At 53.2% G+C, this 25,089-nt stretch carries 25 protein-coding genes; 1 reads left to right on the top strand and 24 read right to left on the bottom strand.

Annotated elements, in window-relative coordinates; genetic code table 11:
• Positions 1-204: 204 nt before the first annotated feature.
• From SACSAC_RS18665 to SACSAC_RS18685, 5 genes are all read right to left on the bottom strand, one after another.
• Positions 205-885 (bottom strand): DnaD domain-containing protein, encoded by a 681-nt coding sequence (locus SACSAC_RS18665; RefSeq protein ID WP_037289183.1) that lies wholly within the window; start codon positions 883-885, stop codon positions 205-207.
• A gap of 57 nt (positions 886-942) precedes the next feature.
• Complete coding sequence (gene asnS / locus SACSAC_RS18670; protein WP_037289186.1) at positions 943-2,238, bottom strand: asparagine--tRNA ligase; 1,296 nt, start codon at positions 2,236-2,238, stop codon at positions 943-945.
• Positions 2,239-2,261: 23 nt separating this feature from the next.
• A complete protein-coding gene (locus tag SACSAC_RS18675) occupies positions 2,262-3,470 on the bottom strand; it encodes an acetate/propionate family kinase (protein ID WP_037289188.1) in 1,209 nt (402 codons plus the stop codon).
• A complete protein-coding gene (locus SACSAC_RS18680; protein ID WP_037289189.1) occupies positions 3,467-4,339 on the bottom strand; it encodes a 3-hydroxyacyl-CoA dehydrogenase family protein in 873 nt (290 codons plus the stop codon). The genes SACSAC_RS18675 and SACSAC_RS18680 overlap by 4 nt, the downstream gene beginning before the upstream one ends.
• 208 nt (positions 4,340-4,547) lie before the next feature.
• Positions 4,548-5,486: a LysR family transcriptional regulator gene (locus SACSAC_RS18685; RefSeq protein WP_245608663.1), complete on the bottom strand. Its 939-nt coding sequence runs from the start codon at positions 5,484-5,486 to the stop codon at positions 4,548-4,550.
• Positions 5,487-5,593: 107 nt separating this feature from the next.
• Between SACSAC_RS18685 and SACSAC_RS28500 the strand changes: the two genes are divergently transcribed.
• The gene (locus SACSAC_RS28500) at positions 5,594-6,346 is read left to right on the top strand and encodes a tautomerase family protein (protein ID WP_245608664.1); all 753 of its coding nucleotides are present in this window, start codon (positions 5,594-5,596) and stop codon (positions 6,344-6,346) included.
• Positions 6,347-6,436: 90 nt separating this feature from the next.
• Here SACSAC_RS28500 and SACSAC_RS18695 read toward each other — a convergent pair whose 3' ends face one another.
• From SACSAC_RS18695 to SACSAC_RS18790, 19 genes are all read right to left on the bottom strand, one after another.
• Positions 6,437-7,939 carry an AAA family ATPase gene (locus tag SACSAC_RS18695; protein ID WP_037289191.1) on the bottom strand — a complete coding sequence of 501 codons (1,503 nt, stop codon included), beginning with the start codon at positions 7,937-7,939 and terminating at the stop codon, positions 6,437-6,439.
• Positions 7,932-8,477, bottom strand: coding sequence for a hypothetical protein (locus tag SACSAC_RS18700; RefSeq protein ID WP_037289193.1), 546 nt, complete (start codon positions 8,475-8,477; stop codon positions 7,932-7,934). Before SACSAC_RS18700 ends, SACSAC_RS18695 begins: the two co-directional genes overlap by 8 nt.
• A 416-nt stretch (positions 8,478-8,893) precedes the next feature.
• Positions 8,894-9,412 (bottom strand): DUF5590 domain-containing protein, encoded by a 519-nt coding sequence (locus SACSAC_RS18705; protein WP_037289195.1) that lies wholly within the window; start codon positions 9,410-9,412, stop codon positions 8,894-8,896.
• Between the two features lie 25 nt (positions 9,413-9,437).
• Entirely contained in the window at positions 9,438-10,748 is a 1,311-nt protein-coding gene (locus tag SACSAC_RS18710; protein WP_037289197.1) for an amidohydrolase, read from the bottom strand.
• A complete protein-coding gene (locus SACSAC_RS18715) occupies positions 10,711-11,388 on the bottom strand; it encodes a redox-sensing transcriptional repressor Rex (RefSeq protein ID WP_037289199.1) in 678 nt (225 codons plus the stop codon). The genes SACSAC_RS18710 and SACSAC_RS18715 overlap by 38 nt, the downstream gene beginning before the upstream one ends.
• Before the next feature lie 25 nt (positions 11,389-11,413).
• The gene (gene dinG, locus SACSAC_RS18720) at positions 11,414-14,278 is read right to left on the bottom strand and encodes an ATP-dependent DNA helicase DinG (RefSeq protein WP_037293228.1); all 2,865 of its coding nucleotides are present in this window, start codon (positions 14,276-14,278) and stop codon (positions 11,414-11,416) included.
• A 224-nt stretch (positions 14,279-14,502) separates the two neighbouring features.
• A complete protein-coding gene (gene panD, locus SACSAC_RS18725) occupies positions 14,503-14,886 on the bottom strand; it encodes an aspartate 1-decarboxylase (protein WP_037289201.1) in 384 nt (127 codons plus the stop codon).
• Positions 14,879-15,793, bottom strand: coding sequence for a pantoate--beta-alanine ligase (gene panC / locus SACSAC_RS18730; RefSeq protein WP_037289203.1), 915 nt, complete (start codon positions 15,791-15,793; stop codon positions 14,879-14,881). Before panC ends, panD begins: the two co-directional genes overlap by 8 nt.
• Positions 15,790-16,719 (bottom strand): 3-methyl-2-oxobutanoate hydroxymethyltransferase, encoded by a 930-nt coding sequence (panB, locus tag SACSAC_RS18735; RefSeq protein ID WP_037289205.1) that lies wholly within the window; start codon positions 16,717-16,719, stop codon positions 15,790-15,792. The genes panC and panB overlap by 4 nt, the downstream gene beginning before the upstream one ends.
• A 502-nt stretch (positions 16,720-17,221) precedes the next feature.
• On the bottom strand, positions 17,222-18,271 hold the full coding sequence (locus SACSAC_RS18740) for a biotin--[acetyl-CoA-carboxylase] ligase (RefSeq protein WP_051507250.1): 1,050 nt from the start codon (positions 18,269-18,271) through the stop codon (positions 17,222-17,224).
• Positions 18,268-19,554 (bottom strand): CCA tRNA nucleotidyltransferase, encoded by a 1,287-nt coding sequence (locus SACSAC_RS18745; protein WP_037293233.1) that lies wholly within the window; start codon positions 19,552-19,554, stop codon positions 18,268-18,270. The genes SACSAC_RS18740 and SACSAC_RS18745 overlap by 4 nt, the downstream gene beginning before the upstream one ends.
• A 48-nt stretch (positions 19,555-19,602) precedes the next feature.
• Positions 19,603-20,733 (bottom strand): N-acetyl-alpha-D-glucosaminyl L-malate synthase BshA, encoded by a 1,131-nt coding sequence (bshA, locus tag SACSAC_RS18750; RefSeq protein WP_037289207.1) that lies wholly within the window; start codon positions 20,731-20,733, stop codon positions 19,603-19,605.
• A gap of 27 nt (positions 20,734-20,760) precedes the next feature.
• Positions 20,761-21,459 (bottom strand): bacillithiol biosynthesis deacetylase BshB1, encoded by a 699-nt coding sequence (gene bshB1 / locus SACSAC_RS18755; protein WP_037289210.1) that lies wholly within the window; start codon positions 21,457-21,459, stop codon positions 20,761-20,763.
• Positions 21,452-21,877 (bottom strand): methylglyoxal synthase, encoded by a 426-nt coding sequence (gene mgsA / locus SACSAC_RS18760; RefSeq protein WP_037289212.1) that lies wholly within the window; start codon positions 21,875-21,877, stop codon positions 21,452-21,454. The genes bshB1 and mgsA overlap by 8 nt, the downstream gene beginning before the upstream one ends.
• 35 nt (positions 21,878-21,912) lie before the next feature.
• Positions 21,913-22,713, bottom strand: a complete 801-nt coding sequence (gene dapB, locus SACSAC_RS18765; protein WP_037289214.1) for a 4-hydroxy-tetrahydrodipicolinate reductase — start codon at positions 22,711-22,713, stop codon at positions 21,913-21,915.
• Positions 22,710-23,063, bottom strand: coding sequence for a nucleotide pyrophosphohydrolase (locus tag SACSAC_RS18770; RefSeq protein WP_037289215.1), 354 nt, complete (start codon positions 23,061-23,063; stop codon positions 22,710-22,712). The genes dapB and SACSAC_RS18770 overlap by 4 nt, the downstream gene beginning before the upstream one ends.
• Positions 23,064-23,160: 97 nt before the next feature.
• Entirely contained in the window at positions 23,161-23,808 is a 648-nt protein-coding gene (locus SACSAC_RS18775) for a DUF1405 domain-containing protein (protein ID WP_037289217.1), read from the bottom strand.
• Positions 23,809-23,936: 128 nt separating this feature from the next.
• The gene (locus SACSAC_RS18780) at positions 23,937-24,155 is read right to left on the bottom strand and encodes an IDEAL domain-containing protein (protein ID WP_037289219.1); all 219 of its coding nucleotides are present in this window, start codon (positions 24,153-24,155) and stop codon (positions 23,937-23,939) included.
• A 323-nt stretch (positions 24,156-24,478) separates the two neighbouring features.
• Positions 24,479-25,084, bottom strand: a complete 606-nt coding sequence (locus SACSAC_RS18790) for a histidine phosphatase family protein (RefSeq protein ID WP_037289223.1) — start codon at positions 25,082-25,084, stop codon at positions 24,479-24,481.
• Positions 25,085-25,089 lie beyond the last annotated feature (5 nt).

A 25,089-nucleotide genomic window follows, 5' to 3' on the forward strand; every position in this document is an offset into this window, starting at 1 on the left:
TTTATGGAGAGCGTCTTGCTTTTTGTTTTAAAAAAGTTCTGATCGATGAAGCTTTAGCGGAGGGAGAAATTCAGTGAGAAACGCCTTTGAACTCGGAAAACTTCCACTAAAAATTCTAATCGGTTTTTCCGGGTGAGACAGCGTTCCGAACGAATTTCTCCCGCAGCGCCCCAGCTTCCCCACCGAAACAGGACTTTCCACGGTTTATCGTTGTCCGCGGAACTTTTGGGAATACGCACGGACGTCTTCGGGCGTACGAACGCGGTTGCGGCTCCATTCGAGCAGGATGCGGTCGATGTAGCGGAAATGCAGTTTGCCTGCGAATACCGCTTCTTTTAGAGCCAAAAGAATCAGCTCCTCGGGATATCGATCCTGGTCGATCCAGACGGAGATCGTTTCGCATTCCATCGGAGACAGCGGACGGGCGAATTCTTGTTCGAAAATGCGGAACAAATTATCGACCGTCTCCGCCTCTTCTTCGGGAACGACCGGGCGTTCGGTGCGCCGCTGGTTGCGTCGCTCTTCGGCCAGGCAGCCGGCAATGCGTTCGTAGAGTCCAGCCAGATTGTAACGTTCGTAGCGAATGCCGGATGGCGTGTCCTCGTCTTCATGGATGGCCAAGAAACCTTCCTTGATCAGACGTTGAAGCTTACCGGCGAGTTCGCCCGTTGCAAGTCCGGTGCGTTCTTCCAATTCTTCGAGCGTTGGGAAGTCATTCAACTCGGCTTGGCGGAAGCCGATAAGCTGAATCAGCAGCATCGTCTCTTCCAAGCTAAGGTCCATCTTGCGGTAAAAACGCAGCAGGGCGTGAGGAATATGAACCTGCGGCGATTCCATCGCATGGGAGACTCCCATGGCCCAGGTTTTCCAGGCTTCGTCATTCACCCGCTTGTTCCTCCTTCCGCCTGCTTGATCTACTCTTCGCAGCATGCGTAAAGCGCCTTACGGATAGAGACGGTACAACATGCGCGGGAACGGAATCGTCTCGCGAACGTGGTCGAGGCCGCAGATCCAAGCAACGGTACGCTCCAAGCCCAGGCCGAAGCCGGAGTGCGGAACCGAACCGTATTTACGCAGGTCCATATACCATTTGTAAGCGTCGGACGTCAGGTTATGCTCGGCAAAACGCTCTTCCATCAGTTGCGGATCGTCGATACGCTGCGATCCGCCGATGATTTCGCCGTAACCTTCCGGCGCGATCATGTCTGCGCACAATACGACTTCCGGACGATTCGGATCCGGCTTCATGTAGAAGGCCTTGATCTCTGCCGGATAATGCGTAATGAAGACCGGCTTATCGTAGTGGTTCGCGATTGCCGTCTCGTGCGGCGCGCCGAAGTCTTCGCCCCAAGGCACTTCGAAGCCATTGTTGTTCAGGAACTCAATCGCTTCATCGTACGTGATCCGCGGGAACGAACCGGTGATTTGTTCCAGCTTGGTCACGTCGCGTTCCAGCGTTTCCAGCTCCGCTTTGCAGTTCGTCAGAACGGACTGTACGACATGGCTTACGAATTGCTCTTGGATTTCCAGGCTCTCTTCCAAGTCCACGAAGGCCATTTCCGGCTCGATCATCCAGAACTCGATGAGGTGACGACGAGTTTTGGATTTTTCGGCGCGGAAAGTCGGTCCGAACGAATAGACTTTTCCGAGTGCCATGGCAGCAGCTTCCATATAAAGCTGTCCGCTTTGCGTCAGATAAGCATCTTCGTCGAAGTATTTGATATGGAACAATTCCGTTGTGCCTTCTGCCGAAGACGGCGTCAGGATCGGAGGATCCATCAAAGTAAAGCCTCTTGTGTCGAAGAATTCACGAACGGCGCGCACGATTTGCGCGCGCACGATCATGACCGCACGTTGCTTCGTCGAACGCAACCACAAGTGGCGGTGATCCATCAGGAAATCTACGCCGTGCTCCTTCGGCGTGATCGGATAATCTTCCGTGATATGCAGCACTTCGATCCCGGTTACCGTCATTTCAAAGCCGGATTTGCTGCGTGGCTCCTCACGGATGATGCCCGTCACGTAGAGCGAGCTTTCCTGAGTCAAGCTCTTCGCGTCGTTCCAGATTTCTTCCGAAACTTCGCTTTTTACAACGACCCCTTGGATATACCCGGTGCCGTCGCGCAGTTGCAAGAACTGAATTTTGCCGCTCGAACGTTTATTGTTTACCCAGCAGCCGATTCTAACGGTCTCGCCGACGTGGGCGCTAACGCCGCGAATGTCTGTTTTGGTGGACATGGAAGTCATTCCTCTCCTATATGTTAAGCATTGCTCTCTTCTACGATACGGAACGTATCGCGGGCGATCACAAGCTCTTCGTTCGTCGGAACGACCAGTACTTCCACTTTCGAATTCGGAGTGGAGATACGACGCGGGTCGCCGGAACGGATTTTATTCAACTCTTCGTCGATCTCGATGCCGAGGTACGACAGGTTGTCGCAGACTGCTTTACGCACGATCGCCGAATTCTCGCCCACGCCTGCGGTGAAAATCAGCACATCAACGCCGTTCATTGCAGCTGCATACGAACCGATATACTTGCGCAAACGGTATTCGTACATTTCAAAAGCCAGCGTCGCGTTTGCTTCGCCTTTTTCCCAACCGTCCGTGATGTCGCGCATGTCGCTGCTGACACCCGAGATTGCCAGCAACCCGCTGTGTTTGTTGAGCATGGAGTTCACTTCGCTTACGCTCAGCTCTTCCTTGTTCATGACGTAAGGCACGATTGCAGGATCGAGATCGCCGGAACGCGTGCCCATCATCAGACCTTCAAGCGGAGTCATGCCCATCGACGTATCGACGGAAACGCCGCCCTGAATCGCGGTCAAGCTGCCGCCGTTACCGATATGAGCCGTGATGATCTTCAGATCTTCGATCGGTTTGTTCAGGAACTCGGCTGCCGCAAGGCTTACGTAGTAGTGCGATGTGCCGTGGAAACCGTAGCGACGCACTTTGTATTTGCTGTACAGGACGCGCGGAATGGCGTACAGGTACGCTTTTTCCGGCATCGTTTGGTGGAACGCGGTGTCGAATACGACAACCTGCGGTACGCCCGGCATATTGATTTCCGAAGCTTCGATCCCCATGACGGCCGCAGGGTTGTGCAGCGGAGCCAAGTCGATCAGCGCGCGGATGTTCTTCTTCGCTTCTTTGTCCACGAGCGCGGATTCATTGAAGAATTCGCCGCCGTGCACGACGCGGTGCCCGATCGCATTGATCTCGTCGACGCTCGACAATACGCCGTGCACGCCGTCCGTCAATTTGTCGATGACTTTGCGGATTGCCGTATTGTGTTCAAGGATTTCGCTGACTTCCACGACTTCGTCCTTGCCTGTCGGCTTGTGCGTCAGAATGGAAGAGTCCATCCCGATCCGTTCCACCAGACCTTTGGCCAAAACCGATTCATCCGTCATATCGTACAGTTGGTATTTAAGCGAGGAACTCCCCGAGTTGATTACGAGTACTTTCACAGTCTGTCACCATCCTTGTCGTACTTGAAGAAACCTTCGCCGGTCTTCGTGCCGAGATGCCCTGCGCGCACCATCTTTTTCAGGATAATCGCCGGACGGTACTTCAGATCACCGTATTCGCGGAACATGCCGTCGAGTGCTGCAAGCACCGAATCCAGGCCGAAACGGTCGCACATCTCGAGAGGTCCGCGGTTGAATTGGTAACCGATGCGCATTGCATCGTCGATATCTTCAGCAGAAGCTACGCCTTCTTCAAGCACATGCAAAGCTTCGTTGATCAACGTACAGATCAGGCGAGTCGAAACAAAGCCCGGAGATTCGTAAACGGTCACGCCTTTTTTCTCCAGCGTTTCCTCTACGAAGTTCTTGGTCGCTTCGAATGTCGCATCCGATGTTTTCAATCCGCGGATCAATTCAACCAGGTTGATCGAAGCTACAGGATAAATAAAGTGCATGCCAATAACGCGTTCCGGATGGAGCGTGGAACTGCCGATTTCGGTCAGGCTCAGCGCGGACGTGTTACTCGCCAACGTAATATGGCTCGGGCACACTTGGTCCAACTGGGCGAATACCGCTTTTTTCGCTTCCAGATCTTCCGAGATCGTTTCGATGACCAAATCGCAAGAACCAAGTTCCGCAAAATGGGTTACTTTCGAAATTCTCGACAGTGTAAGCTTTTTCTCTGCCGGGGTAATGCCCCATTTTTCAAGCTTTTTGTCCAGGCTTGTTTCAATCATGCCGTACGAATAGTCCAGCTTCTCGTTATTTTTCTCTACGAGCAGGACATCAAGGCCTCTGGAGGCAAGCATCTCTGCGATGCCTTGTCCCATGACCCCTCCGCCGACGACGCCTATTTTTTTAAAATTCATCTCTAGTATTCATCCTTTCTGGTCTCTCCTGCAAGATTGTCCACTCCTACAGCCGACATGAGCGTCTTGCATTCCCAACATCTAATCATATCTTAGCATAACCGAAATGTAAAAAAGAAATTGCAGCTTAAAAATATTCGGAAATGCAAAGAAATTATAACAAGAATTTAAATGGGCATTGTCGACCGTACGCGGACATACTCTTCTATCATACCTCCGAAATACGCGTCGTTGAGGAACGACTTTCGGAAGTTTTGTGAGCATTGCGAATCAGCTGCGTCAATGTGTCCAAACCGGGACTTCGATAACGGCTTTTTCCGTTTTGCAGGAGTCCGATCGGAATTTTGGGATCTTCGAGCGCGAAAGGCATGTATCGCATATTTGCCGGCAAGGCAGTAGATGTCAAGACCGCACCGATTCCTTGAAGCGCGCTCGCCGCGTTCGGGATCGATGATAAACGGCTGACCGTATAACTGAAAGGCTTGGTCGCGTAAGTCGCGAAAACTTGTTCAAGCCGCAAATGATATAAACACTGTTCGCCGCCCGTAACAAGCGGATATCGATAAAAGTCTTCCAAGGCGAGGCTGTCTTTTTCGGCAAGCGCGTGCTTCTTATCGACCGCGAATACAATCTCTTCGTCGTACAACGGATCAAAAAAAGCATCTCCCATACTTCTCGGTTGACCGCATAAAGCCAATTGCAGCTCTCCATCATGCAGCGCACGAGCCAAATGCTCGCTGGAATCGATCGTGACCGAACATTCGATGCCCGGTTTTTCGTTTCGAAAAGCAGCAAGCAGATCTCCCAACCTATTTTCCGCAACAGGTTCGATCACGCCAAAAGATAAAGTGCCGCGTTCTTCGCCGCCGAGCTCCGCAGCCAGGCCGCGAACATATTCCCAGTGACGAATCAACCCGTCCGCCTCCGCCGCATATAAACGTCCGGCTTCCGTAAGCTCCGCTTCCCAGCCTCGCTTGAACAGCGCAAATCCCAATTCTTTTTCCAACCGTTGAATTTGAGAAGTTACCGTCGACTGTGCGTAATGCAACTTTTCCGCCGCCTTGGCAAATGTCCCATGCTCGATTACCGCGCGAAAGGCGATAAGTTCTTTTAAGCCCAATCCAATAATCTCCATTTCTTTTTTCATTTTTTTGATTCTTATTATCTATTATATGAATAAACGTTTTGCAGATACAATAGGTGCATCCCGTACCTTTAACATTGATCAGGTACCCACGAAAAGGAGTGACGATTTTGCCTTTTGTCCGAACCAGCTACTCGCGAAACTATCATGATGCGACCCGTCTCCGACTCTGCGCCGAAACGCTTCTGGAATCGTTGATCGAACACTTCCGAATTCCGCCCGACGATTTTTTTCACGTTTTTCACGCGATCGAGCCTGACGAATTTTTCTTCAGCCCCGGCTATCTGTCGGTCGAACGAAGCGAAGCGCTTTTGTATATCGAGATTACGCTTGCTTGCGGACGAAGTTCGGAGCAAAAACAAGCTTTCTATCAGGATGCAGCCGATCGTTTGGCCTTGCGCTGCAATATACGCCGGGAAGACGTATTTATCGTACTGTCGGAAACGCAGCTGGAAAACTGGTCATTCGGGCTCGGACTCGCCCAGATGATCGAAACGCCGCCGGCTTGGCTCCGATCAGCGCAAGACGGAGAATCCGCATGCGCCTCCGCCTTGACTGATTCAGCCGGAGCTGATTACGCTCGCGTGTCACCGTCCTTTGCCGAAAATACGCGTACCTTGTTGTTCGGGGAAATCTGGAAAGATCCGGCGTTGTCTCCTCGCGAACGAAGTCTCGTCACGCTTGCGGCTCTCGTCTCGGAAGGCGCCTCGGAGCAGATTCCGTTTCATATCCGACTCGCGCAAGCCCACGGTCTAACGCAAATGGAGTTGTCGGCAGCTTTCTCCCACTTGGCGTTTTATGCGGGATGGCCTCGGGCCGCTTCGGCTTTAAAGCTGCTTGACGGTATCGAACGCGATCAGTGATATCTGCTTCCGGTCTTTTTCGAATCAAAAAAAACCGACTTTAGCTTTCGGCTAAAGTCGGTTTTTTTGATTCGATCTTTATGCGTGAGTTCAAGCAGGAAGCTGCGCCAACTCACGGAACTGAGCTCGGAATTGTTCGCCCGAAAGAACCTCTTCGTGCATCAGAATATCCAGCGAGCCTTCGAATACTTTCCGGTACCGATCCAGTTCTTTTCGCGTAGATTCGGTCAAGGCACGCAAAATCTTATCATTGTGTTTCATTAATTCTTCCTGGGTCAACATCTTCAGGCTGACGATTCCAAGATCCGTCAGACCGGATACGATCATGTTTTCGACCAGATCCAATGCCTGTTCAAAATCGCCTCGCGAACCCGTGCTGCGGCCGCCGTAATAAATTTCTTCCGCGGCCGATCCTGCCAGTGCAATCATGATCTGTTCTTCCAAGAACTGCTTGGTATACAGATACTGTTCTTTTTGAGGATTATGACGCACATAACCCAATGCTTGTCCGCGAGGGCTTAACGCAACCTGACTGACGCTGCCCGGGCGCAGCAACTCAGCCATGATGGCATGTCCAAGCTCATGAATCGCCACGCGGCGTTTTTCTTCCGCGCTCGTCTCGCGATCCGTTCTCTCGCCCAGCATGACTTTGTCAATCGCGCGCGACAAATGCCGTTGATCGATCACGGCTTCTTTATCACGCATCGCATAGATTGCCGCTTCGTTCATCACGCTTTCGAGCTGTGCGCCGGAGAACCCATAAGCTTCCTCTGCGATGCGGTCCAGATCGGCATCCGACGATACCGGACGGCTTTTGGCATGCAGCTCCAAAATATGCTTGCGCCCTTTTTTATCCGGCAAATCAACCTGAATATGACGGTCGAAACGACCGGGGCGAAGCAGCGCGGCATCCAGCATTTCTTTGCGGTTCGTTGCCGCAATAACCAAAATGCGCGGCTCCTCGTTGTTGTAGATGCCGTCCATTTCGGTCAGCAACTGGTTCAGCGTCTGATCATACTCGCGCTGCTGCCCGCCTTCGCGCTTCCCGCCGATTACGTCGATCTCATCGATGAAAATAATGGCGCTTTGCTTTTTTTCCTGCGCCGCGCGGGTACGGGCATCCTTGAACAAATCACGGATGCGTCCCGCCCCCACGCCTACGTACATTTCAACGAAATCGCTGCCCGAAGCGGCAACGAAGACCGAGTCCGTATAATGGGCCGCGGCTTTCGCCATCAGCGTCTTTCCCGTTCCCGGAGGGCCCGTCAACAAAATGCCCTTCAGCGGGCGAATGCCGAGCTTTTTGATTTCTTCATGCTTGATCAAAAAGTCCAAAGCTTCGCGCAGCTCTTGCTTGGAGTTGTCTTGTCCGCCGATCTGTTCGAACGTGAACTTTTCGGGCTTTTGCTTTTTTCGCTTGCGATCCTGCGCCGCGCCGACGGCCAAACCGCCGCGCATTTGAAAAATCGCGAAGATTCCGACGCCGATAAGCGCCATCACGGCAAAAGGCATGATATTGACTCCGATAAGGCCAAGGAAAATGATAAGCGCGGCCGTAAAACCGATTAGAATTTCCATTGTCCATTTAGGCATTCGATTGTCCCCCTGTTCCGGTCGCCGCGGCCAGCGGCAGAATGATATATTTGTTGGCCTTCTTGTCCGACGCGGAACTTAAGGCAACATACACGTAGCGGTCATCCATATCGCTGGAAATGGTGTATCCGTTATTTTCGCTTTGAATTTCGGCCAAAGTGTCGGGAATCATCGTATAACGTTTATTGGCCATCGCTTCGGCAACCGAGAACGAAGCCTGCTTCCAAAGCTGTTCGATCTCCGGCGTCGAGTGGTCGGCAATATCCAACTTGATCGAACGGCCTTCGAGCAAAGAGCCTTGTTCTTTGCGAAGCTGGGCGATCATTCCGCGCAAATCAACATTCGATTCCAGATCAAGTTTCAATACGGCCTGCTTCTGGGTAATATGAGCTTGGGCGCTGGTAACACCCGGATATTTCGCGAGCATCTGTTCCACGGGACGCTCAAGAGCAGTTTGACGATACATGAACCATCCTCCGAGCAGAAGAATGAGCGATAATGCGGCAGTAACGACAATAGGCAACACGCGAATTTTCAATGGGCATTTCTCCTCTTCTTGCTGTATGTGTAAGCATGGGGCAGAGCAGAGTCCAACATCCATCAGTTTTTCCGGCATTTTTGCGAAAAAATGCTTTTTCGGCGTTTCTTTAACTATCTAAATCAAACCGTCGTTTTCCTTCTTTTATCCAAATTTAAACCTTTGTTGAGAATAAGTATATCACACCGTTTTCTCATTTTCTAATTCACGATTCTTTCCTGAATGCTTGCTCGGCACGGTTTTGACCAAAAAAAACGTTCTTGCGCGAACAAGAACGTTTTCAAGCAAGCCTGCAAAAATGAGCCAAATAACAACAGTGTCCTACAAAGATTCAGCCGTGCGTATACCAAAAAGCCTTCCCCTCGCGGGAAAGGCTTTTTTTATCCGAATATTCGGTCACGAGACGGAAATACTTCCTACCACTTCGGCAAAGCGGAAGGTTGTCCGACCTCGCTGCCGTCTTTGAGATTGTAGAACCGGTAATAACGCGTATCGTTCTGTTCGTAAAAAATCTGCCATACATATTGATTGCTGTATACGCCGGGCAGAAGACGAATCAATTTGGCATCCGGAAGCTCGGCTTCGAATCGGCTGCGCATATCTTCGCGCGTAACGGTTCCGGAGACAGGAAGAGTTCGCAACGCGTTCTGTCCTTCAGCCGATGTACCGTCCAACTTATATTTCATCCACACATATTCTTCTTCGCCTGCCGCGGTCGTCCCCAACACAACCCAGAAGATGGAGTTTTCGCCCCAAACCCACTTGTCGGCACGTTCCACTTCGGTCAATTGCGCTTGGGCACGAGCTGCCGCGATTGCCGCATTGCGCTCGCTCGTTCGATCCTGCATCGAGATGGTGTAATACAAATACGCTCCCGAGAGCAGGATCAATAGAATGAGAACCGCCAGCAAAATGATTTTTGCACGCTTACTCACGTTGTCTTTCCTCCCGGTGTCCGGTTTATCGAGCTAACAGCCCTTCGAAAGCGGCTTGCGCTTCGAACCGGATTTTCTCTTCGTCCAGGGTCAGGCATTCGCGGTTCTTCACGATCTGGCGACCATCCACCCAGACATGACGCACGTCCTGACCGGCTGCCGAATACACGGCGTGCGAGACGTAATCCGTGCGCGGCACGAAATGCGCCTGTTCGATATCCAGGGCGATGAAGTCCGCTTTCATGCCTGCGGACAATGTTCCCAGATTCTCAAGGTACAACGACTGGGCGCCGTACAAGGTTCCCATCCGCAAAGCTTCCAGCGCAGGTACAGCCGTCGGATCTCCGGATACGCCTTTGTGGATCAGCGCCGCAAGGCGTATCTCTTCGAACATGTCCAGATTATTATTGCTTGCCGAACTGTCCGTTCCGAGCGAGACCACTACGCCTGCTTTGAGCATTTGCGGCACTTTCGCCACGCCGCTCGCCAATTTGAGGTTGCTGCCCGGATTATGGGACACCGCTACCTTGTTCGCTGCAAGAACTTCGATCTCTTCGTCGGTCAAATGCACGGCATGCGCGACCATGGAAGGCCGCGAGAAGAAGCCCAGCTTTTCCAGGTGCGCCACCGGACGAAGGCCGTATTCGCGTACGTTCTGTTCCACTTCCGCTGCCGTTTCCGACATATGCGTATGCAAAGGCAGATCCAGATCATGCGCGGCTTGAACAAAGCGTTCGATGTAAGCGGGCGGACACGTATAAGGGGCATGCGGAGACATCATGACCGTAATGCGGCCGTCCGCACCGCCGTGCCAAGTTTTCGCGAACGAGATAGCGTCAGCCAATTTGCGCTCTTGCTCTTCTTCCGAACACAAGCCGATGACGCCGCGCGTCAATGAAGCGCGCATGCCGGATTTTTCTACCGCTTCCGCCACCCGATCCATGTGATCATACATATCCAAAAATGTTGTCGTGCCGCTTTTCAACATTTCAACGATCGACAGAGAACTGCCCCAATATACGTCGTTCGACGTAAACTTGGCTTCCATCGGCCACATTTTCGTTTGCAACCATTCCTGAAGCACCATATCGTCGCCGTAACCTCGCAGCAGCGACATTGCCGTGTGTCCGTGGCTGTTTACGAGACCCGGCATGAAGAGTAATCCCTTACCGTCAACGGAAGGCAAATCGCGCGCGTCTTCAGGCTCTTCGGTTCCGATGTACGCGATCGTGCCGCCGTCAATGATCATGCAGCCGCGCACGACGCCTCCTTGCTCGGCGGTGGCGAATACGCCGTTTCTAATGATCCACTTCTTCGGGCTGTTTGTCGTTGTCATGGACTTCGGTTTCCTTTCCGTTGTCGAGATAATAAGCCAGGCTCAGCAAATCGGTAGTGAAGTCGGCTGCATGAATCCGTACTTCGGCCGGCACTTTAAGCACGGTCGGCGCAAAGTTCAGAATCGCTTCGACTCCCGCTTCCACCAATTGATCGGCAACGCGCTGCGCTTCCGAATCCGGAACCGTGATGATCCCTACGCGAATGCCTTTTTCGATCACCGTTTCTTTCAATTCCTCGATCGGCTGCACGGTCAGCATATTGATCTTGGTTCCGATCTTCGGCGTATAGGAGTCGAAAACGGCCACGATCTTCATGCTTTCTTTCAAGTACATGTTGTAGTTGGACAGGGCGTGACCCAAATTACCGGCACCGATCAACGCAACGTTGATCTGACGGTCCAGCTTGAGGATATGGCGAATTTTCTCGATCAGGTAAGATACGTCGTAACCGATGCCCTTCCGGCCGAAATCACCGAAATATGCAAGATCTTTGCGGATCTGAGCCGGATTCAAATCCAACTTCTGTCCAAGTTCTTGCGACGACACCGTCATCACTTCGCGTTTATGCAATTCGGTCAGGTGACGCAAATAAACGGGAAGTCTGCGAACGACGGCTTCCGAAATTTTTTCCGCTTTCATTCAAGGTCCCTCCCAGGGAAAAAAATTAATCCGCCTTTACTTCCGGCTCCAACCATTCTTCGACTCTCGGCACAATCTGATCGAGAGTCATATGCTCCATTTTCGGGCCAGGAAGCGAGTATAAAAAGTATTTGCCGTAATAAGATTCGATCACGCGCGTATCGTAAACGATGACGATCCCGCGGTCGCGGCGCGTACGCACCAAGCGGCCGAAGCCCTGCTTGAAACGAATGACCGCCTGCGGGACGGAAAGCTTCATGAACGGGTTGAGATTCTGGCGCTTAAGCAGCTCGCTCTTGGCTTCCAACAACGGATGGCTCGGCGGCTGGAACGGCAGGCGAACGATCGCCAAGCAGGTTAACGCATCGCCCGGAATGTCTACCCCTTCCCAGAAGCTGCTTGTGCCCAATAGAACAGACTTCGGATTCTCCATGAAGCGCCGGGTCAACCGGCTCCGGCTTCCGCTGTCTACGCCTTGACCGATAATTGAAATGCCTGAGGCAGCTAGCATTTCTTTCAGCGGTTCATACACCTGCCGAAGCATGCGGTACGACGTGAATAGAACAAGCATCCGCCCCTGGGTCGCTTCTGCCGTGCGCGCCAGCGAATCGGTCAACGCCGCCAAAAATCCGACGTCGGCATTCTGCCCTCTGACACTCGGGAAATCTCTCGGCACGATCAACAGCGCCTGCTCCCGATAATTGAACGGAGAAGGCAGCACTTCGGTTAGCAGTCTTTTTTGCGAAGCCGACTCCCGAAGTCCGAGCTGATCGATCATATAATCAAACTTTTTGTCCACGGCCAAAGTAGCCGACGTCAGGACAATGCTTTTCTTTTTATCAAAAAAGTGCTGCTGTAATTGGGCGCTGACATCGATCGGCACCGCATACAACTGTAGCGACTTGCTTTTGAATTGCGAACTGCCTTCCAACCAATACACGGTACTTCCGTCATCAAGCCGCATAAAGAAGCGCAGCGACTCTCTCGCCTCGGATAAATCCTTAAGCAGCCCGGAAATATCCGTCGCCAGGCCTTCAGCCGTGTAATCGCCGCTGTCTTCCTTGACGGAAGCCGCCATGCGCTCACCGCGCCGTATCGCCTCGCCAAGCCCCACGTAGATCTGGTCCTCGAGCGTCGACAGGGTATCCCAACCCTTCGGGTATTCGCCGGCCGTCAAGCGCAGCGTATGCTGTCCTGCTTCGGGCGCTGACGGGTCTGCTCGGTCCGGCAGCAGCGTATAAAGTATTTCGGTCAGCTTATCCCAGCTCTCTTTCGCATCGATTAGCTCGGGAATCACGTCATCGATGGCCCGGGTCCAGTCATTGGTTTTCTCGTGACTCAGACGGCCAAGGAGCTGACGCAATGCTGACAGTTGACCGTTTTTGGAGTCCTTATACAAGCGGGTCATCGAATGGACCAACGAAAAATATTTTAAATGCAGCCCCAGATGCTTCCCTGCTACGTCCTCAAGATGATGCGCTTCGTCGATGACAAGTCGCTCGTAGGCCGGCAATAGCTGATCGTCGGCCTTCACGTCGGAGAACAACTTGGAATGGTTCGTCACGACGACGTCGGCCATCGATGCTTCATGCTTGGCCCGGTAATAGAAGCAGCTTCTAAACCACGGACAAGCCCGTCCCAGACAGGAGTCCGTCTCGCTCGCCACCGTATCCCAGAAGTCTTGTCCGCGACCGATTCCCAGGTTCAGCTCCTCGTCGTCGCCGCTCTGCGTTCGCGTCAACCAGACGACGAGCTGCGCCGACGTCATCGCATCGTCCGCCGGATGCACGAATTCGCGCCGGTCGATTTTCTGCTCCAGTTTGCGCATGCACAAATAATGCTGACGACCTTTGAAAACGGAAGCCCGGAACTCGAAAGGAACCACTCGCGTCAACAACGGTACATCGCGTTCGCGCAGCTGCTCCTGCAAGTTGATCGTATGCGTGCTGATCATGACTTTGCGATCATTTCGTACGCTCTCGTAAATGGACGGAATCAGATAACCGAGCGATTTGCCCGTTCCCGTTCCCGCCTCGATCAAAAGATGTTTGTCGCTTCCGAACGCTTCCTGCACTTTGCCGAACATCATGTTCTGCGATTCGCGTTCCTCGTAACCCGGCAACTCCGCGCGCAGGTTATCCTGCACCTGCTCCAGAAAATCCGCGAACGAAAGGTCTTCAAGCGGATTACCGTCCCGAATTTCTCGCGCGGGCGGAACTTCCGCCCACTCTCCGGCTTTCAGCGCAAATTGGCGATAGAACTTGAACTCTCCGCCGTCCGGCAATTCTTCAAGCTCTTTCTCTTCGACCAACGTCTGGAAAAACCAACCCAGATCGCTGTCTCCTTCAAGCAGTTCCGCTACGCGTTGAAGCGTAATAAGCGGTAGCGATCTGGCTTCCTCCAAGCAGTGCAAAAAAACGTGCGCCGTTGCCAACGCATCGCTATCCGCCTGGTGCGGTCGTTCGTGAGGAACGCCGAACTGCGATGCGACTGCGCCAAGCTGGTAGCTCGTAATCGAAGGGTACAAAATGCGCAGCAGGTCAATCGTATCCAGAATTCGTCCGGTAAACGGCAAATATCCGGTCTGGTCAAGCGCACGCTGCAAAAATCCGAAATCGAACGCCACATTGTGTCCGATCAGAACGGCATCGTCAAGAAGCGGAATCATCCCGATGATCGCTTCGTCCAGTCCCGGAGCCTCGCCGAGCTGTTCTTCGCGGATTCCCGTCAGTTCAGCAATGAACGGAGGAAGCGGGACGCCGGGATTGACCAGGGATTGGTAGGTCTCCACGATCTGCAGATCATGGTCGATGACGCTCAGCCCGATCTGGATGATGGCATCCGATGCCTGAGTGCCCGTCGTTTCAAAATCCAGCACGGCAAATTTCATGGTGTCGATAAATCCTTTCAATCGGTTTTCCTTACCAGCATACCAGACAAACAGCAGTTTGGGAAACTGTTCACCACTTCTTGAAGTCCAAAAAAGGAGGAGTTTGCGAATAGGCCCTAGCCGCCTGTCGGCACAAACGGCGGCTGCCGAACGACCCTTCTGTCAAGGATCGCCGGAGCCGCCGCCGGGACGCATATCCGATTACGAAAATATCCGGTCGCTATTTAACGGATCGTTGCGTGAACTTCTTTGACAGCCGTCTCGACCGCGCGATTGCCCGCATCCACGAAGACGACCGTAGGTTCATGCGTCAAGGCTTCCTCGTTCGACATCGAAGCATACGAAATGATAATGACGGTATCGCCAGGCTGCACGCGGCGTGCCGCCGCGCCGTTCAGGCAGATCACGCCGCTGCCGCGCTCGCCCGGAATCACATAGGTTTCCAAGCGCTCGCCGTTGTTATTATCGACGATTTGCACTTTTTCATTTTCCAACAAATCGGCCGCTTCCATCAAATCTTCGTCAATGGTGATGCTGCCGACATAGTTCAGGTTCGCTTCCGTGACGGTCGCGCGGTGGATCTTGGATTTCATCATGGTTCTATACATGCAAAGGAACCTCCTTGAGCTTCATAATCGTGTTATCAATCAGACGCGTAGAGCCGAACTTGACCGCCAAGGCCAAAATAATCGAACCTTCCGATGCACGCAGCTTTGTAAAACCGTCTTGTTCATCCAGCGGTTCCAGATTCGGAAAAGTCAGCAGGTCCACATAATCGATCTCGGCCAACGGCGATTCTTGAATCGCCGTAGTCACCTCCGCCATAATCAGCTCGGGTGTCACAGCGGCATCACTTTCGATCCGCAGCGATGCTGTCCGTAACGAACGCGAGAGCACAAGCGCTTCGCGGCGCTGTTCCTCGCTCAGATAAACGTTGCGCGAACTGAGCGCCAAGCCGTCTTCTTCCCGAACGATCGGACAAGGAATGATCTCGATATCCATGTTCAGATCGTTGACCATCTTCTGAAGCACGGCTACCTGCTGGGCATCTTTCGCGCCGAAAAAAGCTTGATCCGGCTTGACGATGTTGAACAGCTTCGATACCACCGTGGCCACGCCGTCAAAATGTCCGGGACGCGAAGCGCCGCACAGACGCTCCGTGACCCCCGTAACGGTCACGGTCGTCCTGCGCTCTTCCGGATACATCTCCGTTACAGAAGGCAGGAACACAACGTCCACGCCTTCACGCTCCGCCAGCTTCAGGTCGGCCTCTTCGCTGCGCGGGTAGCGGTCAAGATCTTCGTTCGGCCCGAATTGGATCGGATTGACGAAGATGCTGAGTACCGAAATCCCGCTTTCCTGCCGCGAACGGCGCAGCAGGCTGGCATGGCCTTCATGCAGGTATCCCATCGTCGGCACGAACCCTACGATGCTGCCGGATGCCGTGCCGCTCCGTTCTGCCCGCAATTCGGCGACGAAGGAGCGAACTTCGGCAATCGTCTTGGCGATTCTCATCCTTGCGTCCCTACTTTCTCTTTATCGGAAGCCGAAGGCACATTTTGCTGCGTTGCTTCTTCCGAACGCCCGCCGCCGTACAACGAATCAAGGGATTCGCTTACGCCTTCGTCTGCTTTGAACACATGATTTTCCGCAGGGAAAGCTCCGCTTTTCACTTCATTAACGTAATCTTCGATGCCGCCGCGAATCTGCGAACCGACATCGGCGAATGTTTTGACAAATCGTTTTTCCATATAAGGAGAGGCGTACTTGACCACGTCGTGGAATACCAGAACCTGACCGTCGCAATCGCGGCCCGCTCCGATTCCGATCGTCGGAATGGATAATTCGCGCGAAATGGCGGCTGCCGTTTCTTCGGCCACAAGTTCCAATACGATCGCAAAGGCTCCGGCTGCTTCCAGCGCTTTGGCTTCGTCCATCAGACGCTTGGCGTCCGCGGCGTCTTTGCCCTGTACCCGATAGCCGCCGATCGTATTGACCGACTGCGGCGTCAGGCCGATATGGCCCAGTACCGGAACGCCGGATTGCACAATGCTTTTTACCGCCGCCGCGATCTCAAGTCCGCCTTCCATTTTCACGGCATGCGCATGACCTTCCTGCATCAGACGGCGCACGCCCTTAAGTGTCTCGTCCGTGCTTCCGTGGTACGTCATGAACGGCATATCCGCCACGATGAACGTATTGCCCGCTCCGCGTGCCGTCGCTCTAGAATGATACACCATGTCGTCCAGCGTAACCGGAATCGTCGAATCGTAACCCAATACGACATTCCCCAGGGAATCGCCGACCAAAATGATATCGATGCCTGCTTCCTCCGCAAGTTTTGCCGAAGGATAGTCGTAGGCGGTAATCATGGTAAGGCGTTCCTTTTGCTCTTTCATTTTTCGAATCTTGACTACGTTCAACGGTTTTTTCGCTGCCATGTCATCAGGCTCCTTTTGTGGATAGTGTGGGCCTTTGCACCGGATTTGCAACTTCGTCCAGCACAAATAGCCTTTTGCTGTCACCAAAAGGGCCGAAAGGTAAAGAAGAAACGGGTGCGACGATTCGCTTCTCCCTTCTGTCTCGGTCCTTGTTAGGCTCAGAGCAGAACTGCAGGGCTTGCCTGGGCGATGTTTCGCCCGATTGGTGCATTTCTTGGCGTTTCCGATTTCGTACATCTGGGCAACCCGAGCGATGCTTTGGCTTTTGCGTTCAATTCGATATTCCGCCCGGAAAGCAGGTCGGATTTCGAAATAAACGTAGATCCGTGTGCGGCTTATGCACGCGATCGCCTTGCTAAGACTAGGATTTGCGGCAGTGCAGTTCGGCCTGATTTCGCCGATACCGCCTCCACATCGCCAGTATACCAAAACCAAGCTTGAAAATCACCCTGGAACAATCATGAAAATACCTACCCTGCATTTAACTAGTAGCTTGACCAAGCTACTCGTTATCAGGCGATCCGTCAGCTGCGCGCGTATTCGGATAGAGTTCGACGTCACCCGAATAAACCGGAATAATCTCGCCTTGCTCCGTTCGCATCATAAGCTCCCCCTGCTCGCCAAGACCATGCGCGACGCCGCGGCGTTCGCCTTTCAAATCGCGTACGGCGATCTCGCGTCCCAACGTCACGCTGAGGGATTCCCATAGTAGGCGAATCGGTTCAAAACCACGTTCGTTATACAACTCGTACAGCATTTCGAATTCATTCATGACCGCAGCAATCAGAGCCGAGCGATCAACTTCAACCCCGGATTCGCGTCGCAAAGAGGTTACCTTGCTGCGCAGGTCTTCGGGATAATCGCTCTCGCCGAGGTTCGCGTCGATCCCGATTCCCATGATGCAATGCCGAACGCGTCCGTCTTCCACGACCGCTTCCAGCAAAATACCGCATAGCTTTCGCCCATCGGCCAACAGATCGTTCGGCCATTTGATTCCGGCTTCCACGCCGCTAACGGCGCGAATCGCCCGACAAACGGCAACTGCCGTGAGCAGCGTCAGCTGCGGCACAGCCGTCAATGGTCCTTCGGGACGCAGAACCGCACTCATCCATACGCCAAGGCCGGGAGGAGAATGCCAAGGGCGCCCTTGCCGCCCGCGGCCCGATGTCTGTTCCTCGGCAACCACGAGCGTTCCTTCCATTGCGCCTTCACGGGCCTTTTTCTCCGCTTCCGTCTGTGTCGAATCGGTCTTGCTCAATACGGTCAACTCGCGACCGAAACGGGATGTCGTCAACGCAGCTTGGATACGCCTTGCATCAAGTGCCGAATCCGAGTCGGCCAGTCGATAACCAAGCTTCGGCGAAGCGTCGAACACATATCCGGCTTCTTTTAGCCTGCGAATTTGCTTCCACACCGCGGTACGGCTTACGCCCAATCGTCGGCTGATCTCTTCGCCCGACAAATACTGCCCCTCGGCCGCTTCGAACATGTCGAGCAGCCGGTCTCTGCTTTTTGGCTCTAGGGCATCCGCCGTTTTTTTTGCATCGGTCATTCTAGATTCGCCTCCTTGCCGGTTTCCGCTTCTGCGATTGCTTTTATTCGAACAACCTCAGCCAGCAAAGCTTCGCGCTCATTCGGAATATGTCCAAGCGCAACTTCTTCAAGCAGGCTACGAATCAGCAATCCCAGCCAAGGCCCGGGTTTACGATCCAAATGCGCGACGACATCATGACCGCCAAGCGCGAGCTCCCGCACCGATTCCGCAGGAATCTTTTTCAGCCACAGCGTTTCTCGTTCTAATGAAAGTGGGCCGTCATCGGCGATCGAGCAGCGGTAAGATATCCAATTCCCGACCGAGGCGCGGCCGAAATCGAGTACGCAGCGGACAAAAATGAGCTTCGCGTGCTGCTCCCCCTTTTGCCTTGCTTCACCCATACGCTCATCGATTCGCAGCAGTGCCGAAACCGACTTCGCGAAACTGCCGGAAAAGGTCCAGCTTTTGAGTACCTGCTCCGCTTCTTCGCCGGGAATGCCTAGACCGTCAAGCAGGGCAGCCCAGCGAAGTTCTTCCGGCTTCTCCGGCAATGCGTCCAACGTTTCAACCTTTACGGCTTCCAACATCTCCGGCGTTAGACGGATTTTGGCGCGCGCCAGCAGTCCGCTGCCCGTCAATAAACGAACACCGTCTGCCGGACGCGGTCCCGAAACCATTTTTTCCAACTCCGCACGGATCCGCTCTGCCGCGATATGCGCCATATTGTCTCGCAATTCGAGCAGCGCTTCCCACGTCTTGGGTTCCATGTCAAAACCAAAAACCGACGCGAACCGAACACCGCGAAGCATTCGCAGCGCGTCTTCGCGAAACCGCTCTCGGGCTTCGCCCACGCAACGAATGACGCCTTGCTCCAAGTCTGCTCGCCCATTGTAAGAATCGATAAACGATCCGTCCAGGAGACGGGCAATCGCATTCATCGTAAAATCGCGACGCCTAAGATCCTCATCCAGTGATCGAACGAAAGTGACTTCCTCCGGTCGACGAAAATCCTTATACTCGGTTTCCGTCCGAAAAGTCGTGACTTCGAACGGAATCTTCTCCATCACCACGGTCATCGTGCCATGCTCGATCCCGGTAGGGACAGTGCGCGCAAACAGCTCGGCAACCTCTTCCGGCCGTGCCGACGTCGCGATATCCATATCGTTAACCGGACGCCCGATCAGCTCGTCGCGAACGCATCCGCCTACCCAGCAGGCCGTATGGCCCGCTTGTTCGAGCGTACGCAGGATTTCTGCACTAAGCCGCACCTGCTGCGGATCTGCATGCTTCCACTGCGTCACATCGTTCAACTCCGTTTCTTTCTGAATCTGCATCGTCGCGACTGAAGTTCAACGCTCCAACACGCGATAATAAATGTCTTCATATTCCTGCATGATCTTCTGGTCGCAAAATTGCGTGTGCGCGCGTTCCAGGCAAGCTTCGCGCATCTCCGCTTTTTTCGCGGGATCACGCAGCAACGACGTCGCATAAGCCGCCATCGCTTCCGTGTCCCCAATCGGAGCCAGATATCCCGTCACGCCGTGCTGAACCAGCTCGGGAATCCCTCCGGCTTCCGAACCGACCGTCGGCACGCCGCAGGCCATCGCTTCCAAGGCTACGAGACCAAAGCTTTCCTTCTCAGAAGGCAGCAGCAAAATATCCGCAAGCGAAATCACCTGGGCGATCTCATCCTGCTTGCCGAGAAAATGAACCCGTTCTTCCAGCCCGAGTTCCCGGATTTTGCTCTGTACTTTGGGCATATCGGGTCCCTCGCCCACCAGCAGCAGCTTCGCCGGCATCTCGGCATTAACCCGGTTGAAGATATCGATGACGTCCGGTACTCGTTTCACGGGACGAAAATTCGAGATATGCATCAGGATCTTCTCGTCCGTCGTCGCAAACTCTGTGCGCAGCGTCGATACTTCGCGCGGATAATAGACTCTTTTATCGATAAAGTTATACGTCAGGTCGATGTCCCGCGTAATATCCAGCGCTTGGCGCGTTTGTCCGATCAGATCCGCCGACACTGCCGTCACCGCGTCGCTTCGATTGATCGCAAGAGCGATCAGGTCTTTAAGCGTCTCGTCCTGACCGAGCACCGTAATATCGGTTCCGTGCAGCGTCGTGACGATTTTCAGATCATCCCCGACCATTTGTTTCGCCAAATAAGCGCAGACCGCATGCGGCACCGCGTAATGGACATGCAGGATGTCGAGCTTTTCCCTTTTGACCACTTGCGCCATTTTGGATGCCAGCGACAAGTCGTAAGGCGGATAACGGAACACGTAATAATCGCTGACTTCGACTTCGTGGTAATGAATATTTTTATGAAAAGCACCCAGCCGGAACGGAATGCTATGCGTGATAAAATGGACCTCATGTCCTTTTTCCGCCAGCAGTTTGCCCAGTTCCGTTGCTACTACGCCCGATCCGCCGAGCGAAGGATAGCAAGTGATGCCGATTTTGAGTACGTCTTTCATGAAGGCCGGAACCCCTTTCTCGCCGCTTTAAAAAAGATGAACCTTATGCGGCAGTCGGGATGCGAAGCCCTCTGCATAGCCGATGCCGCATTTTTGACCCAGCAGCGAATCGCGTGCTTGAACCCGCTGCACATATTGAGCGGTCAGCGGGGTAGCCACGGTATCCGAACCTTGTGTTGGCCCTGTGAACTGCGACGCATAACAGCGTAACGAAGCTTCTTTTTCGGCATAAAAATCGGTCACGTCAACCGTAAGGTCGGCACGTCCGAGATCATTGATAAAATAAAAATACGTCTGGCTGACCGTCACCGGAGGCATCTCGGGCATGTAGCGTCGCAGCTTGGCGTTGAATACTGCTTCTTCGACCAATCCGCTGCACGCGATATGATCGGGATGCCGGTCTTCCCAGTACGGAGCAAACACGATACGCGGCGCCCATTTGCGAATTTCGGCGACGATTCGCCGAATATGCTCTTCCGTGCGAAATAGTCCGCGATCCGGCAAACCAAGATTGCTGCGCATGGAGAGGCCGAGCACGGCGGAGGCCGACTCGGCTTCTTGTTTGCGCAGCTCTACAGTGCCGTTGGAAGACATCTCCGCGCACGTAAGGTCGCAGATGCCGACACGGTAGCCCGCGCGCGTATGCTTGACGATCGTGCCGGCCATGCCGATCTCGGCATCGTCGGCATGAGCGCCGAAAACGAGAATGTCGAGCGGCTCAGTCATTGCTCTCGATTCCCGGCTTGTACTTATGTACCAGCTCCCGCCAACCGAAATCGCCGCGCATCAATGCTTTGACGAGAATTTCGGCAGTCGCCACATTCGTGGCTACCGGGATTCCCTGGACATCGCAAATCCGAAGCAAGGCCGTAATATCCGGCTCGTGCGGCTGGGCCATCAACGGATCACGCAAGAAAATAATCAGATCCAGTTCATTCTCCGCCACAAGCGCCCCGATTTGTTGGTCGCCGCCAAGCGGTCCGGACATGAAACGATGAATACGAAGCGAGGTAGCTTCCATGATTCGCTGCCCCGTTGTTCCCGTGGAATACAGCTGACAGTCTACGAAAGCTTGCTCATAAGCGGTAACGAAATTGACCATTTCGTCTTTTTTGCGATCGTGCGCGATAAATGCGATCTTCATCGAGTTCCCTCTTTCCGACTATGTTAATAAAAAAACTACATCAAATGCTCGAAACCGTATACCATTCCCGTATAGTCCATCACCTTTTTGATTCCGATATTGACGCCCGGCATATAGCCGGCCCGCTCATACGAATCATGACGGATTTTCAGGCTTTGGCCATATCCGCCGAATACGACTTCCTGCTGCGCAAATACGCCCGGCAAACGCAAGCTATGAATACGGAACCCGTTATACTCTCCGCCTCGCGCTCCCGGCAAAATCTCTTCCTCATTCGGATTGCCTTGCTTGATTTTTTCGCGTCCTTGGGCAATCAGCTCGGCTGTTTTGATCGCGGTACCGGAAGGTGCATCCAGCTTCTGATCGCCGTGCGTTTCGATAATTTCGACGTGCGGCAGATATTCGGCGGCTTTCGCGGCAAATTGCATCATCAAAATCGCGCCGATCGAGAAGTTCGGAGCAATCAATCCCCCGATGTTCGCTTCTCGGCAAAGACCGTCCAACTCTTCAATTTGCTGCGGAGTAAAACCTGTCGCGCCTACAACCGGACGAACGCCATGCCGAATCGCCGTGACTGTATTCGCATAGACAACGGACGGAACCGTAAAGTCTACCAATACATCCGCTTTATTTTCCGACAACGCCAGATCCAGGTCCGAGACAGCAATAATGCCGCAAGGCTTCAACCCTGCAAGTTCGCCCGCATCCTGACCTGCACCTGAACGGTCGACGGCCGCAACCAATTCAAGCGACGCGTCCTCCAGTACCATTTTGACAACTTCGCGCCCCATGCGCCCGCTGGCTCCGGTAACGGCTACTTTGATTTTCTCGCTCATTGTTGTTCCTCCTCCGCCTGCTGTTCCGTATCGATTCGCGTCCAACGGTCTTTGTCGCGCGTGTTGAATTTATGCATGACCCGATCATGGGCCTCAGTCAAATCAATGTTGAGCGAATTGGCAAAACACAGCGTGATAAACAAAATATCGCCCAGTTCCAATTCGATCGAGTTGTCGTCTTCTCCAGCTTTTTTCGGTTTCTCTCCAAAGCTGTGGTTGACTTCCCGCGCAAGCTCGCCGACCTCTTCCGTCATTCGGGCGAGCATCGACAACGGACTAAAATACCCTTCCTTAAATTGCGAGATATAACGGTCGACCTCGCGCTGCATCTCGGCCAGGCTTTTTTCCATGCCGGTATTCGCCTCCTTCTGCAATGTAGCTATAATGGACTGCACTCTTCCCTATGTTATCGCAAAGGGATTTTGAAGACAATGGTTGATATGTAGCCTAAGACGTATATACGGATCTGGCTCCACGACCTCCGCCGCGAATGGCCAACCATCCGGCCAGCACGCTTGCGGCCGTCAACCCAAACGTAAAATTGCGAACCTGGTCGATGATCGCCAAATGCTGCAACGATAAATAGGGAAAAATGCCGTATGTATAATCGACCGTGTCATTAGTGAACGTCCAAATCGCAGCGGGAATCAGCCATAACGTCCCCAAACTGAAGAAACGAACGTACAACAGAGCTTCTATGGCCATAATGCCGTGCGAAGCGATCAGCATCCAACTGAGCGGTTCAATCGGGTTGCCCAACGCGGCATCCCAGAAAATAATAGAGATCGCCCAAACTCCGTATTTAACGGACGTGACAATCGCCAACGCTTCAATCAAACGAACCGCTCCGCGCATCAAACGGGAAGCCGGAGGGAATAACAGTCCAAGAAGCGCCAGCGTAAAGAATAAACTTCCGGTCGGACTGTCCGGTACAAATACAATTTGCCAAGCCGGCTGAGTGCTCCAAACACTGGTCAGTTGCCCCCAGTACCAATAATAACCATAAACCGTACCTACCAAATTGCTAATGAAAAGCAACCAGAGAATCCGGCGATCGGTCAAAAGAGCGCGGCTCCATAACCACGATAACGACATGTTGTTCCTCCCGAATCAAATTAAAGACGCACCCGGTATCCTTTACCGGGCCTTTCCTTCATAAAAAGCCTGACCGCGTCGGCGGTCAGGCTTTTTATGAACCCGTTTTTATTTTACAGTTCGCATCTTCAAGTTGGCAAGCGCGAGGATTCTATCGATACACTGTCGCGTTCAATCATTTTCAATTCGCTCGTTAAAGCCAAGAAGGCGAGTTCGTCTCCGCTGGCCAAAGCTGCGTCGATATCCTGCTGCAACATTTCACAGCGTCGTCTGCGCAATGACTCATCCCATACCATCTCGGCGGCCAGACCCAACATCACTTCGTAAGCTGCTTTCATCTTGTCCAAAGGACGCACCTCCCGAGTTTTCATATCTTCACCGGCAATTGTTCAGCTCCGACGACTTCTGGTTGGAGGCGGTTCCCCCGCGCCCCTATTCATCATTTTGTTGTGAGCGCCCTCATTTTTTCGCAATTTCAAGAGACGGAAGAGACAAAGAAGCTAACTCCTTTCTATGCATTTAACCCAAACTTCGATCCGTGCACCATAAAACGGAAAAATTCGGTAATTATATTTAACCCGTGCGCTTTCTTAAACTTCGTACAAAAAAAGCTTTTCTCCGGCCAAAATACGCTGGCCATCGAAAAGCTTTCTATTCCATTCGATCAAAATCAGGAGTGATGAAGATTACCGGACTGCTCGACCGACAAATGCTTCGTGCAGTTATAAACTAACGATTCCCAAAGCCCGCCGTTTTTTTCAAGCACGGTGAGTGACAGATTACCGATGCGTTCAACCTGTCGATCTGCATAAAGCGTAGCATATAGCTGAGCCAGCAAGCCTCCGTGCGTCACGACGAGGATATTCTGATCGGGGTATTTCACTTCAAGATCAGCCATGAACGCGAGTGCTCGCGCGCCAAGCTCTTGAAGCTGCTCCTGACCGTTATCTTGGGTGCTCCAATCTTCTCCGTACTGCTCGATCAGCTCGGAAATTCGCATGCCTTCCAGAGGTCCGAATCCGCGTTCCGTTAAACGAACATCGGCTTCCAATACCGGCAGGCGCAATCGGGCCGCAATAATTCCAGCCGTTTCCTGCGCTCGCAGCAATCCGCTGGAAATCGCAAAATCCCACGCGTAAGACTCTTCCGTCAACCGCTCCGCTAATCGCGCCGCTTGAGCACGGCCCTCGTCATTAAGCGGAATATCGCTTTGTCCCTGAATTCGACCCGCTGCATTCCAGTCGGTCAGTCCGTGTCTAATCAAGCCGATACGCATGAACG

This window comes from Saccharibacillus sacchari DSM 19268, assembly GCF_000585395.1.
Taxonomy (GTDB): Bacteria; Bacillota; Bacilli; order Paenibacillales; family Paenibacillaceae; genus Saccharibacillus; species Saccharibacillus sacchari.